The following is a 13707-nucleotide window of genomic DNA, read 5'->3' as shown; positions in this document are numbered from 1 at the left end:
AGTTGCCGACGTTGAGTAAAAACCCAAAAATGCATCCATCACACTAAGGTCAAGAATATGGTGATGATAAAGACGTTAAAAAAGTCGATGAACATTCCGCCCACTACCGGCAAGACAAAGAAGGCTGTCGGTGAAGGCCCGAATTTGCGTGTCACTGACTCCATGTTGGCTACACCGTTTGGTGTTGCGCCCATGCCAAAGCCCGCATGTCCAGCAAGTAGTACAGCGGCGTCGTAGGTGGACCCCATCGCCTTGAAGGTAACAAAACGCACATAGAGGAATGCGAGAATGGTCTGTGCCGCAAGCAGAGCAACCAGTGGGAGGGCAAGTGAACCGAGATCCCATAGCTTGACGCTCATCAAAGCCATTGCAAGGAACAGGCTGAGAGAGACGTTTCCGATGACTTCGATTTCCTGGTGTGCAACGATTTCCACACCACCCTTGCGGGCGTAACGACGATCAGAGAGCCAACGTGCCAAGACGCCGAAGATCATCGGGCCAAGATATGCCGGGAACTGTGCCATCGCGGTCCAGCCCTGAATAACGTGGTTGATGGCATCCGTGATGTAGGAACCTGCGAACATCGCAACGAGGAGCCAGATGAAGCCGGTGGTCATACGCTCAGTATCAAGGGGATGCATTGTTTCACGCAGGAAGGAATAATCCTTCTTGTCCTTGTCATGAATATCGGCGAGATTCTTCGAACGGATGAGGCGTGCAGCGATCGGACCACCGATAAGCGATCCAACCACAAGCCCAAATGTTGCTGCGGTATAAGCAACGGATTCTGCACCTTTGAGACCAGCTGCCTCGACAAGAGGTGCGATACCGGCAGAGGTTCCGTGCCCGCCGGTCATCGACGTCGAGCCTGTCATCAACGCGATCGGTCCAGGAACGTGGAGAACCGGAGCCAGTCCGAGAGCAACGAGATTCTGCAAGATCACCAAGCCGACGGCGACAGAAAGGAAAATGGCAACCTTCGGGCCGGCCTTCTTGAGGACCATGGGGCTTGCACCAAAGCCGATAGACGTGAAGAACAGAATCATAAAGAAGCTCTGTAGCGTTGAATCGAAAGTGATGGTTACCCACTGCGTGTAGTGGAAAACGAGATTGATTAGCGCGAAAAGAAAGCCGCCGATCACTGGCGACGGGATCGCGAAACGCTCAAGAAAGCTAATGTGGCTACGCAAAAAACGGCCAATGAGCAACAGTACAACCGCGAAACCAATCGACTGAACCATTGTAAATTCGATCGTCATTCAACACCTCTTCTCAAAATAGGGGAGCTCCCTGAAAGGAAACTTTCTCTTGCGTCTGCCATTGAAAAATAATGAGGCGACGCGGTTCTTTCCTGTTCGGAAAGCCGATGGACCAAGCGTTCTCAGTAGCGAATATTTCGCTGGCGTTATCGCCTTCTTGTGTATTCGTGATCCGTTTTTCCTGCTAGGAGCTTATAGTTCTCCAGGCGTACTACTGAAAAATATCATAGGTTGTCGCGTAATGTATGAGAAGTTCGTCATGTCGGCTGTTTTGGATTGGTGTGGGGGGGGCTGTAAAACATTGGGGGAGAACAACAGTTGCCCGACGGCGTGCGAATAGATAGAATCTTATGGTGCTGAGCGCTCGTGCGGGCGTAGTTCATCGGTAGAATGGCAGCTTCCCAAGCTGCAGAGGCGGGTTCGATTCCCGTCGCCCGCTCCACTATGACGTCGAAAATGATAAGTAGGCGTTTGCGTTAGCGAGTACACCCCAAGGGGGTCAAAACGTTAGCGAGTGTATAGCGCGTTTTCCCTGACCTGCGGAAATACTACTGACCCTGCCTTTTTCCTGTTGAGCGCAATGGTGTTGAAATGTTTCTCTGAATGTGGAGTGTTCTACTTAATTCATCCTAGTGTTCATGTACACTATAAACACTAGGGGGTGTTCGTGGATATCATCGTTAGTAATGCAAGTTCTGATCCGATTTACGCTCAGATTAAGAATCAGCTCAAGGCGGCAATAATCAACGATCAGGTAGCGCCTGGCGACAAGCTGCCGTCGATCCGGCGTTTGGCATCACAGCTTCGCGTGTCGGTGATTACTACCAAGCGCGCCTATGACGAGCTAGAGCTAGAGGGTTTCATTGATTCCGTACAGGGGCGAGGTAGCTTCGTCGCTTCTAAAAACACTGAATTGCTCAAAGAAGAGCAGCGCAAAAAAGTCGAAGACTATTTGAAATCCGCCCTCGCCTCCGCTCGGGTTGCTGGCTTGTCTGTTTCTGATCTGAAAGAGCTGATTGATTTATTAGGAGGATCCGATGAATGCGATTGAAATCAACGGACTAGTGAAAAAGTATCCGGGATTCACGCTCGGCCCGCTTAATCTTGAAGTTCCCCAGGGGGCAATTGTGGGTTTCGTGGGCGAGAACGGTGCCGGTAAATCCACGACGCTGCGTTTGATTTTAGGTCTTGCCCACCCCGATGCCGGGACAATAAACCTTTTGGGGCAGCCTGCAGGTGCAGACCACCCACAAGCGCATGAACGAGTGGGGGTGGTATTTGACGATATTAGCCTGCCAGATAGTTTTACTGTTAAGAATGCTGGCGAGTTCGGCAAGCGCCTGTACAAGAGTTGGGATGCGCAAACATACGCTAGTTACCAGCAGCGTTTTCATCTCGCTTCATCTAAGCAAGTTGGTGAACTCTCTCGAGGAATGCGGATGAAGCTGGGGCTAGCGATGGCACTTTCCCATGCGGCGGATTTGCTGATTTTTGATGAGGCTACCAGTGGTTTGGATCCGGTGATTCGTGATGAGGTGCTTGATATTATGCTCGAATTTATCGAAGATCCGACTCACTCGATTCTGTTTTCGTCTCACATCGTTTCCGATATTGAAAAGGCCGCTGACTACGTGGCTTTCATCCGCGAAGGCAAGTTGAAGTTCATGGAACAAAAAGATGAGCTCTTAGATTCTTGGCGAATCGTAGCGTTGACCAATGAGCAAGCAAATCAGCTTGATTCCACGCAAGTATTAGGGCGCCGTCGTCATGATTTTGGTCAAGAAGTAATCCTCCGCACCGGGGCAGTTCCTGCTGGTGTGCAAGCTGCTAGACCGACGATTGAGGACATTATGGTCTATACGATTAAAGGAGAAGATCAGTGAGAGCTGCATTTTATAAAGACCTTATTGCCAATCGTACATATATAGCTGTTTTAGGTTTGGTGCTCGTTGCGATCAGCGCTGTGGGAATTTATGCAAACCAGTTGATTATCTTTCCGTTTATTTTTGGCATGATTGGGATGCTTTATTTTACGGCCACCTTTGCTCGTGATGCCGAATCCAAAGTGCACCGAACGATTCTTGCCGGACCTATCAGTAGAAACGAGCTCGTTAATCTAAATTTTCTGATTACACTCGCTCTTGGGGTAGTGGCTTTCGCAGTTACAGGTGTTCTTGCCTATTTAATGGTTGAGATGCCTTGGAAAAATACTGTTTTGGTGGCCAGCTTTGCCTTTGCGGTTACTCTGCTGTTGACCATTATTCAGCTACCGCTGTTTTACAAATTTGGTCCGGAAAAAGCCAAGCTTTTTCTGGTCGCCGTATTCATCGTGGTATTCGCTGGATCATCCTTTGTTGGTTCCAACAAACAAGCAATCTTCGAATGGGTAGCAAAAGCCTTAACCCTGCCTCCGCTCACCAGCGCAGGAATACTACTGACCGTGACGATCGTACTGACCGCAGTATCCCTATGGATAAGTCGAAAGATCATGGCAGGTAAAGAATTCTAAGTTTTTAGAGTGCAATTTTGCATTCAATGTTAGCGCCCTGCGTTCTTTTCAAAGCTTGACCGTGATTTCTTTCCCGGTTCTGAAAATGAACCGGATCCCGTCCTCGCCTACGATGGCGTGGTCGATGAGTGCGCTCCAATCTACATCTGTAAGAACGAAGGTTCTTGGGCTGGAAGTTTGCTGCGCCCGCGAAATGAGTCCACACCGATCAAGCACTTCAGGACTGTCCAACACGAACTTGAAGCAAGTCCGTCTACTGCTCAAGAGTACGAAACACTCACAGAGTTAATCCTCGAAACGCTTTCCTCCCTTTCGGTTGAGCGAGCGTTTGCGTTAGCAGGCGTTGATTTGATCGAGGCGGACGCTATGATCGGCGACCTCGGTAACGAGTTCGGCATCGTGGGTGATGACGATGACGACGGCACCGGTGTCAGCGAGTTTACGCATTACTCGGGAAATCGCGACAAGGTGCTTGTAGCCAACACCGGATGTGGGCTCGTCGAAGATGTAAACTTTCTTGTTCGCAGCCAGTGCTGTAGCAATAACCAGACGTTGACGTTGCCCGCCAGAGAGTGCTTGGGGATGATCAGCCTCGTGGTCGGCAAGGTCGAGTTCTTCAAGGATCGCGTGGGCATCGATGTGTTGCTTTTCGGCTTTGGTCGTGCCGAGCGTGACTTCGTCGATGACGGTATCTGAGAACAACTGTCGGGTAGGGTCTTGCATCACAAGGTAGGCGTCGCGGCTGGTGAATTTTTGTCCGCCGAGTGTGATGGATGCATGTTTGGCTTTTTCTAGTCCGCAAACAATGCGTGCCAGAGTTGATTTCCCTGAACCGCACGGGCCAAGGAGTGCCGTGATTTTCCCTGCCGGAAACAACACGTGGTTAATATTGAGGACTGTGTTTCCGTGGCGGTAGGCGAAGGTGAGGTTGTCAATCTCAAGCCCATCTCCTGCCGGTTGCGGAAGTTGTGGCATAGGCACAGTCACTAGGGATCGCAGCCCAAGCTGTTTGCGCTCCTCATCCGAGGTAGCGTAGAACTCTTCGCCGGTTGCGGTGAGGGCGATCTTGCCTTTGTCGAAGCAGTAAACGCGGTCGACGATCCCAGCAAGGAAACTTAGCCGGTGTTCAGCAATGATGATGGTGTGTCCATCAGCTTTGAGCCTGGCGATGAGTGTGGAGAGTTGGTCGATAACGTCAGCGGACAAGTTCGCGGTCGGCTCGTCAAAGACAATCAGCGACGTGTTGTTGCACATGGCGACGGCGCAGGCCACGCGCTGCATCTGCCCACCCGACAGTTGTGTGACGCGGGATTCCAACAGGTCGGCGATACCTAACTCGGCTGCAACCTCGTCAATGCGGGCACAGATCTCCTGCGGGTCGCGGCCGAGATTTTCTGGGCCGAAGGCGAGTTCTTGACGCACGTGAGTGGTGTAGAACTGGGTGCGCGGGTTTTGAAACACTGTCGAACAGTGGTGGGCAAGCTCTGATAAATCTACTCGTGCCACGTCAATGTCGTCGACTGTGACGCTTCCGGTAAGGTCGCCGTCGTGGAAGTGCGGGATGAGCCCGTTAAACAGCCGCAACGCGGTGGTTTTCCCCGACCCTGACGCACCACACAGCAAGGTGACGGTTCCAGGTGTGATGGTGATGGTTACGTCATTGATTGAGGGGTGGTCTGCTCCCCGATAGGTGAAGGTGACCCCAGTTGCTTGGGCTGTTGTCATAGGACGATTCTCCATATCGCGAAGCTGATAACGATGAGCAGAATGACCGCGTCGATCACACGGAATTTCACGACCGTGACTGAGGTGGGCTTTGCGGTTCCGCCCAGTCCGCGTACAAGGGCAGCAGATGCCAGTTCGTCTCCGCTGCGTACCACGGTCGATAGCAGCGGGATTGTGAAGTACTGGGCCGCACGCAGGGAAAGCGCGGACATGCCGCGTAGTTTCATGGCATCTGAGATCGCTTTAACCTCGTGGCCGATCACGGGCAGCACACGTAACGCGACTGAGATCGGGATCGTGAAACAGGTCGGGATTCGTGAGCTGGCGAGTGCTTTTTGCAAGGTGGCAGGTCGGATCACACCGATCGCGTAGGCTCCCATTCCTGCGCTGACACTGAATCGCCACATCCACTGCAAAAACAGCACGAGGAACGCGCTGGCCGTTGACTTCCACACCAGTGGTATCACGAAGACGAGTGTGCCGAGAGCCGCAAACGTGGCCAGGTAGACGGCAACCCAGCTCGGGCGCACGAGCGTGTTGGGGTTGATCGTAGCGCTCGCCAGCATCACGGCGGCGAATCCGCCCAGAGCACACACGAACCACGGCGAGTAGGCACTGTAGATCGTGGTGGAGACGATGACGAGCGCTACGATAATCGTGCGCGGGTCGGGAAGTTTAGACAAGACCGGCCCGTTCAAAGTGTTTGCGCGCCACCCGGGTTCCCAACAGACCAGCAAGCCAGCCAACGATGAGCATCACGACGAAGAAGCCCAACAGAATCGGAATCGTGACAACCTGCGCCATCTTCGCGGCATACTCGGCACCCATTTGTTCGGCGATCTGCGACATATATGCGTCTTGGTTCATAAATAGCGGAATCCACGGGGAAACATAGATCGGCAGGATAAACAGTGCATATGCCAGCGGGACACGAACTTTCACGCTCTTCGGCCCCTTGGTGATCACCAAGTCAGCGAGCAGGCCGAACACAGCGGCGATCGCAATTCCTCCCACCCAGTGACCCGTTACGAAGAAGAGGACTTCGATGAGGATCAGCATGATTGTCAATGCCCCCATCTTCGGAGTGCGGGCAGTAAACAGCGCGAACACGGTGCCGTTGACGAGAATGGAGAGTAAGAAACCGGCATACATGGCAGCCGGAATGAACCCGAGCATTCCGAATGCAAACACGATGACAAACATCAAAGCGGTGAAGACGCCGATATTGATGAAGTCGCGCGTGTTTAGGCGCGAGGACGTGGGTGTGGACATAGTTATTCCTTTCATGATTGTGAACAGTGCTGTGTTTTAGACGAGTTGCCATCCGGCGGCGTTGATGCGCTCTTGCCAGAAATCGCGGTATTGACCTGGCTGGTTGACCAGCTCGTCGTGGCACCCGCGCTGGGCGATACGCCCACCGTGGGAGAGCACAATGATTTGGTCAGCTTGGCGAATGGTTTCAAGTTTGTGGGCGATCACGATCAGTGTGGAGTGCTTGCGTAGCTCGTTCATCGCCGCAACAATGTTGGCTTCATTTTCCGCATCCAACGCGCTGGTGGCCTCATCGAACAGCGCGATCGGGGCCTTCTTCACCAAGGCGCGGGCGATAGAGACGCGTTGGCGTTCCCCACCTGACAGTGCGCGCCCGCCAGCACCCGCCAATGAATTCCAGCCGTCTGGGAGCCGGTTGACGATTTCGGTCACGCCCGACAGGTCAGCGGCCCACCTGATTTCTTCATCGGTAGCTTCTGGGTTGCCAAGGCGAATGTTGGCTTCGAGCGTGTCATTGAATAAATAGACGTCTTGGAAAACGAGAGACACCTGGCGCATCAAATCTTCGGTGGTCTGCTCGCGCACATCAACCCCGCCAACGTATACGCTGCCGGACTGCACATCCCAGAAACGTGCAACCAACCTCGCGATTGTGGTTTTTCCGCAGCCGGAAGGGCCAACCAGGGCACACATGCCGCCTTGCGGGACATGGAAGGAAATATCACAAAGAACCGGGGTGTCCGGATCGTAGCCGAAGGCGACGTCCTCGAAACGAACATCACCAGGAGCGCTCACCGGTGTGGAGACATCGGGTTCGGACAGTTCGGGAGCGTCCATGATCTTGTCGACGTGATTCATTTGCTGGCGGCGTTCTTCCAGCCCGGTCATGCAGCCACCGATGTCTTGGAGCATGGTGGTGAACCGCAGGCACATGCCGATGGTGACCACAGCGTTCAACGCATTCATCTGCCCGCCGAGGGCGAGTTGGGCGGTCAGCCAAATCATTACCACGACAAGGGCTTGGACGAACATTCCGTTTATCAGGTTCGCTAATGTTTCGATCCACAATGCTTTGCGGCTTTTGCGGTCAGCCTGTTTGAATGCCCGATCAAGGGCCGGGTAGTCGTCGGCGACATGGCAGGAGCGCAGCGCGCCTTGGCAGGTGGAGAATTCGACCATGCGAGCCGCCAGCTCCGATTCTGCTGGTTCGGAAACCTGTTTGCCCTTATCGAGAAGCACACGGGAGATATGAAGGAAGGCGAGCATGATCGGGAAGGCGATCGTCAAGGTCAGTCCCAGTCGCCAATCCCAGAACCACGTGCCCACAGTGATCACCAGCACGGCTGAGAGTTTTTGGACGAGGGAGAAAATGAAATGTGCCGCCGACTCGCCCAAGTTCATCATTTCCTGGGTGACCATGCGCGACAGCCGTCCAGAACTACCCGAATCAAACACTCCCAACGGTAGGCGGGCTACCTTGTTGCCGACCGCTTGGTGTACGTCGTGAATGAACCCGAGCGCGCCGATATAGCCGGTGCGCATGCCATAAAACTCCGTGCCCACGCCCAGCATCGCGATTACCGCCAAGGCGATGAGCCAGCCCCAAAACGACAGCCCCCACACCGGCATTCCGGTCGCTAGGGCGCTTGCTGCGGGAAGCAGAGTCAGCAGGGCAAAGCCGTGACACAGTCCTGAGACCGCACCCCACGCTTGACCGACCGAGAGGTCTCGCCACGAGGCGGGTTCCATCAAACGCTTAAAGCGTGGCAGCAATAGTTGATTCATCGTGTCATCTCCTCGCATGCACCTTGGGCAAGAAGTGCCTGATAGTGCGCATTACCCAACAGCTCGTCGTGTTTACCGACCACAGCAATGCGCCCGCGTTCCATGACGACAATCTGATCCGCGCCCCTGATCGAGGCCAGTCGGTGGGCGATCACAATCACGGTTCTGCCTTTGGCAAGAGTCGAGAGAGCTTGTTGGATTTTCGATTCCGATTCCGGGTCCGCCATCGCCGTCGCCTCATCCAGCACCAACACTGGGGCATCAACCATGAGCGCCCGGGCGATCGCGATACGGGCTGCCTGCCCGCCCGAAACGTGGGTATCCTCACCCAACACAGTGTCGTAACCATCTGGCAGGCTCATGATGAACTCGTCGATCTGCGCCGCCCGCGCCGCCTGCCGCACCTGATCCAAGGTTGCGTCTGGCGCGCCAAGAGCGATGTTGTTTCGAATGGTGTCGCGAATAAGCTGTGCATTTTGCAGGACGAATGCGACCGTCGAATACAACACATCCTGGGAAATGCTCTTTAGATCAACCCCGCCAATAGTGATCGTGCCAGCATCTGGATCATCGAAGCGGGCAATCAAACTCGCCAACGTCGACTTTCCCGCGCCCGAAGGCCCAACCAGCGCGGTCACCGTGCCTGCCGGAATGCTCAAACTCACCTCGTCTAACGCTTGGGTCTCGTCATAGGCATACGACACACCCCGAATCTCGATATCATGACCCTTTGGCGTCTGCGGCATATCTGGCTGAGGCAATGCCGGTAGCTCCATGACGTTCACCAGCCTCACTGCCGCAGACCCTGCGAGCTGGTACGACCAGGCGATGGTTGCGACTGCCATCAACGCTCCCGGCAACACCAAGGCGATCAACGTCGTCGTTATCACCTCGTAGATGCTCACCCAACCGGCGTTCATCATCAACGCGCCACCGCCAAGGTTCACGATCAACAACACCGGGATCGACACCCACGAAAATGAGGCGACCGACATCGACACCAGCGGCATACACCACGCCCGGTAGAACTTAGAAAACTCGTTAGCTGCATCTAAATAGGCTTTATGTGCTTGGCCGACCTTGCCGAACGCTTTCACCACTGAGATACCGGCAACGAACTCGGCCATCGTTGCCGAAACCTGAGCGAGCTTGGTGTCCATTTGCGCGGTCTTCTCATTCATCCCACGCATCGACATGCCATACATGCCCACATAGAGCGGGATCGTCGCAATCGACAGCAACGCGAGTCGCCAATCCACCACAAACGCATACATCAACAAGGCGAGCGGGGAGACGATCGCGTTCAGTTTCTCAATCGGCCCGTGCGCGATTACTGTGTGCACCGTGGCTGTATCATCCTGAATGGTCTTGCGGATCTTCCCCTCACCCTCGCGGGTAAACCACGACAGCGGAGCAGTCGACATTCGGGCGGCAATTTGCCGGCGCATCTGGTTACGCAACGACAGGTCAATAAAATGCGTCACGCCCAATGCAACAAAATATAAGGTCAACCGGGTCATGTATGCGCTGACGAGGAGTATGACGATCCAGTTCACTCGCGACGGGTCCACCTGGTCTTGCATAAGTTCTCTGCCAAGCTCCACCAGAGCCACATACGGGGCAATGGCCAACACCCCGGAGGCGAACGCTAAGACCTGCGCGACGAACAGTTTGCCTTTCACTGGCTGCGATAGTTGACGGATCGCGTTCTGGCCAGCGACAGATTTTTCCTTCGCCGACCCATACTCACCGTCAACAACCTGATCTGTTACACTATCGTCCACGTAAACACCATCCTTCTTAGGTAAGTCTAACCTTACTTTATTTCTGGGAGGTGTACCTAACCGTGCACGTCAACCGCTACAATATCACCCTTGCAGGGTCATGCTCACCTGTTCACCGGTGCGGAATACGAATCGGATCGTATCCTCGTCTACGATGGCGTGGTCGATGAGTGCGCTCCACTGGGCGGGGCGAAAATCGCTCACAGGTTCGCCCGCCAGATCGCCTAGGGCTGTGGTGACGGCGGCGTGCTTGGCGGTGTTCGCTGCAATATCTGCCTCTAGGCTTGTTTTGCGTGCGAGCGTCTTACGGTAGGCAGTATCGAGCTCTGTGTACTTGTTTTGGTAGGCGTCTTGGTCGAGCGCGTGGCGCTGGTTCTGCCCAATCAGTGCCTCAATCTGCTCAGTGAGTTCCACGATTTTTGTTTGGCAGGCGGCGGCTTGTTCTTCCATACGGCTCGTATCAAACATGGAGTCAAGAATCTGCGGTAGCTGGCTTTCGTAGCGATGGCGGGCGATCAGTTGGTTGAGTGCTTGGACGAAAGCGTTCTTGATATCTTCGTTTTTCATAGTCGCGCTGCTGCAACGGCGTTCGCCTGCATATTTGTGGTTGCATTGCCAGACTGTGTACTTATATTTCGTGTTCGACGCCCACGTCTTACGCCCATACCACGCCCCACACTGAGCACACTTGAGCCGGGTGGAGAACAAGCCGACCTTCGCTGACGATATGTTGCCATGTCGGGTGGCGAGTTCGTATTGCACCTGATCCCAGATACGCGGAGCAATAATCGGCTCGTGATTGCCTGTTACGTAGTATTGGGGCACTTCACCTTCGTTGACCTTCATCTTCTTAGTAAGAAAATCGGTGGTAAACGTCTTTTGCAGCAGGGCATCGCCCTTGTATTTTTCATTCGACAAGATCGAGCGCACTGTCGACGTTGACCACACTTCTTTCCCGCGCGGGGTGAGGATCTTGCGGGCAGCGAGTTCGGTTTTAATCTCACTAATAGCCATCCCGTCAAGGAAGAGCTGGTAGATCAGCCTCACGGTCGGTGCCTGGGTTTCATCGATGACGAGACTGCCGTCCTCGCCTTTCTTGTATCCGAGCAGGGATTTGTAGGGCACCATGACTTTCCCATCTTGAAAACGTTTCCTGTGTCCCCAGGTGACGTTTTCGGAGATAGATCGGGATTCTTCCTGGGCCAGGCTGGACATGATCGTGATGAGCAATTCGCCTTTGGCGTCAAAGGTGTAAATATTTTCCTTTTCGAAGTAGACCTCCACGCCTGCGTCTTTGAGCTTGCGCACGGTGGTCAAGGAGTCGACGGTGTTGCGAGCAAACCGGGACACACTCTTGGTGAGGATCAGGTCGATTTTGCCTGCCAGGGCGTCATCGATCATGGTTTGGAATCCCTCACGGCGCTTCATAGAGGTGCCAGAGATACCTTCGTCGGCGTACAGGCCCGCGAACTGCCAATCATTACGGGAATGAATGTAGGTGGTGTAGTAGTCGATTTGAGCCTCGTAGGAGGAGGTTTGTTCTTCCATCTCGGTAGAGACGCGAGCATACGCCGCCACCCGTCTGCGCGCCGGTACCCCAGATAGGGTTGTGACAGTTCCGGGTTTCTTTGTTGCGGGTATCGCAGTGACCGTGCGACTCATGCCAGCCTCCCCTCACTGGTTAACCCCACCGGCGTCATAGTTCCATCCGCGAGGTGGAATGTGAGCTGGTGCGAGAAGGCTTCAATCATCACGATCTGCTCGCCAACCGACACAGGGTCGAAACTTTGGGCGCCGAGCATGTCTGCGCAGGCGTGTTCGAGGAGTGTTTCGCGCAGGTTGTGCCCCCTACAGGGGTTGCCGTTCCCGGTGCAGGCACTCCAGCAGCGCCAAAACTTATACGAGGTTCCAGACTTGTAGGTGCGGGTTTTGCGTTGATAGTTCTTCCCGCACGCGCCGCAGCAGATCCGTCCAGTGAACACGCCCGTGTTCTTCGACGGGGTCGCCGCCGGACCAATCTCGCGCCGATGAGCGATTTCTGCTTGCACCGCGTCAAACACAGACTTATCGATGATGGGTGGGAGGGCTTGCTCAACCCAGTATCGCGGCAGCTCCCCGTCATTGAGAGCACGGTTGGGTGCTTGGATCGCAGGGCGGTACATTTTCTGCAGCATCTGGCAGCCCTTGTAGCGCTCGTTTTCAAGCATGCGACGAAACACGGACCCATAGAACCGTCCCCCTCCCCGAGAGCGTTTACCTTGATCATTGAGCATCGTCGCGGTTTTCTCCGGGCTAATCCCATCGAGATAATTGGCAAACAGTAAGCGCACAATCTTGGCTTCATCGTCAATGATGGTGAACTGGCCGTCTGCCCATTGGTATCCAAAGACAACGAAGGAATTCGTGCCCCCGTTCTTGTACCGGTTACGGATCGCCCATTTCACGTTCTGGGATAGCGAGCGTGATTCTTCTTGGGCAAACGAGGCCAGCAAGGTTAACAGCAGTTCCCCGTCAACGCTAAGGGTGTCGATACGTTCCCGCTCGAATCGCACAGCCACACCAAGGTCTTTCAGCTCACGAACCGTAGCGAGAAGGTCGACAGTGTTGCGGGCCAGGCGCGAGATCGATTTACACAACACAAGATCGATCTTTCCTGCTCTGGCAGCGTTCATCAGGTCGGCCAGGCCTTGCCGGGATTTCATCGAAGTGCCAGTAATACCCTCATCGGTGAACACGCCCGCATAGGCCCATCCGGGCGTGGACTGGATCAGGCGCGAATAATACGAAACCTGCGCCGACAATGACGCTAATTGCTCCGCACCGTTGGTCGAGACCCTAGCGTATGCTGCTACGTTGACCAGTTTCGGGGCAAGCGGTCGAACCGGTGTCACCACACTAACCTGTGCCACGTTTTCTCCTTTCGTGTTAGGTCTATACACGCTCTAAAGGCGGTGTTTATCCAGTCGTTTCGCCCACAATCTGTGACTGATAGATCGGCGTCCACGCCTGGAACAACAACCGATAGACACGCCGATACTCTGCGGGGGTTAGCACTCCTCGACCTGCCAGCATGCTCAACGTGTGAGCGTCAGTAATGAAGGCGAGTTCTCGGGCGAACACGTCAGGCTGGGCCAGTTGATCAACAGGAGCGACGAGTGTGTTCATGAGCGCCCACCTCGGGTGCCAAAGCGAGCACGCACATAACAGGCGTGACAGCAATACTTTTGACCTGGCTTGTCCACGATCACGAAGCGATGCCCGCAGTGTGCACAGGTCTGCTTGCGCACGGGCTCGGTTTTCTGCCGTTCCCGCCAAGCTTTATGCCTGCAGGCGGGCGAGCAAAACCGAGCACGAGCACCTCCCCGAATAGGGC

Annotated in this window: 12 protein-coding genes and 1 tRNA gene; 4 read left to right on the top strand and 9 right to left on the bottom strand. The window is 54.5% G+C overall.

Annotation, left to right across the window (positions count from 1 at the left end):
• Window positions 1–38 precede the first annotated feature (38 nt).
• The gene (gene gltS / locus P7079_RS07880) at window positions 39–1259 is read right to left on the bottom strand and encodes a sodium/glutamate symporter (RefSeq protein WP_278012695.1); all 1221 of its coding nucleotides are present in this window, start codon (window positions 1257–1259) and stop codon (window positions 39–41) included.
• Between the two features lie 368 nt (window positions 1260–1627).
• Between gltS and P7079_RS07875 the strand changes: the two genes are divergently transcribed.
• The 4 genes from P7079_RS07875 (at window position 1628) to P7079_RS07860 (ending at window position 3768) form a co-directional block, all read left to right on the top strand.
• Window positions 1628–1701 (top strand) — tRNA-Gly (locus P7079_RS07875).
• A 225-nt stretch (window positions 1702–1926) separates the two neighbouring features.
• The gene (locus P7079_RS07870) at window positions 1927–2310 is read left to right on the top strand and encodes a GntR family transcriptional regulator (RefSeq protein ID WP_026420983.1); all 384 of its coding nucleotides are present in this window, start codon (window positions 1927–1929) and stop codon (window positions 2308–2310) included.
• Window positions 2297–3142 (top strand): ABC transporter ATP-binding protein, encoded by an 846-nt coding sequence (locus P7079_RS07865; RefSeq protein ID WP_278012694.1) that lies wholly within the window; start codon window positions 2297–2299, stop codon window positions 3140–3142. Before P7079_RS07870 ends, P7079_RS07865 begins: the two co-directional genes overlap by 14 nt.
• Window positions 3139–3768 (top strand): ABC-2 transporter permease, encoded by a 630-nt coding sequence (locus P7079_RS07860; protein ID WP_278012693.1) that lies wholly within the window; start codon window positions 3139–3141, stop codon window positions 3766–3768. The genes P7079_RS07865 and P7079_RS07860 overlap by 4 nt, the downstream gene beginning before the upstream one ends.
• A gap of 333 nt (window positions 3769–4101) precedes the next feature.
• On the opposite strand, the gene P7079_RS07855 is transcribed toward P7079_RS07860, so the two are convergent.
• The 8 genes from P7079_RS07855 to P7079_RS07820 all read right to left on the bottom strand — a co-directional run bounded on the left by P7079_RS07855 (window position 4102) and on the right by P7079_RS07820 (window position 13499).
• Window positions 4102–5493, bottom strand: a complete 1392-nt coding sequence (locus P7079_RS07855) for an ABC transporter ATP-binding protein (protein ID WP_278012692.1) — start codon at window positions 5491–5493, stop codon at window positions 4102–4104.
• Window positions 5490–6176, bottom strand: coding sequence for an energy-coupling factor transporter transmembrane component T family protein (locus tag P7079_RS07850; protein WP_035757771.1), 687 nt, complete (start codon window positions 6174–6176; stop codon window positions 5490–5492). Before P7079_RS07850 ends, P7079_RS07855 begins: the two co-directional genes overlap by 4 nt.
• A complete protein-coding gene (locus tag P7079_RS07845) occupies window positions 6169–6765 on the bottom strand; it encodes an MptD family putative ECF transporter S component (RefSeq protein ID WP_035757768.1) in 597 nt (198 codons plus the stop codon). The genes P7079_RS07850 and P7079_RS07845 overlap by 8 nt, the downstream gene beginning before the upstream one ends.
• 36 nt (window positions 6766–6801) lie before the next feature.
• The gene (locus P7079_RS07840) at window positions 6802–8550 is read right to left on the bottom strand and encodes an ABC transporter ATP-binding protein (protein ID WP_070507280.1); all 1749 of its coding nucleotides are present in this window, start codon (window positions 8548–8550) and stop codon (window positions 6802–6804) included.
• A complete protein-coding gene (locus P7079_RS07835) occupies window positions 8547–10334 on the bottom strand; it encodes an ABC transporter ATP-binding protein (protein ID WP_278012691.1) in 1788 nt (595 codons plus the stop codon). Before P7079_RS07835 ends, P7079_RS07840 begins: the two co-directional genes overlap by 4 nt.
• Window positions 10335–10418: 84 nt before the next feature.
• The gene (locus P7079_RS07830; RefSeq protein WP_024330606.1) at window positions 10419–11996 is read right to left on the bottom strand and encodes a recombinase family protein; all 1578 of its coding nucleotides are present in this window, start codon (window positions 11994–11996) and stop codon (window positions 10419–10421) included.
• On the bottom strand, window positions 11993–13243 hold the full coding sequence (locus P7079_RS07825) for a recombinase family protein (protein WP_024330607.1): 1251 nt from the start codon (window positions 13241–13243) through the stop codon (window positions 11993–11995). Before P7079_RS07825 ends, P7079_RS07830 begins: the two co-directional genes overlap by 4 nt.
• Window positions 13244–13289: 46 nt before the next feature.
• Window positions 13290–13499 (bottom strand): hypothetical protein, encoded by a 210-nt coding sequence (locus P7079_RS07820; RefSeq protein ID WP_024330608.1) that lies wholly within the window; start codon window positions 13497–13499, stop codon window positions 13290–13292.
• Between the last annotated feature and the right edge of the window lie 208 nt (window positions 13500–13707).

Source organism: Arcanobacterium canis (genome assembly GCF_029625435.1).
GTDB lineage: Bacteria > Actinomycetota > Actinomycetes > Actinomycetales > Actinomycetaceae > Arcanobacterium > Arcanobacterium canis.
This window is presented reverse-complemented; position numbering and strand designations above follow the sequence as displayed.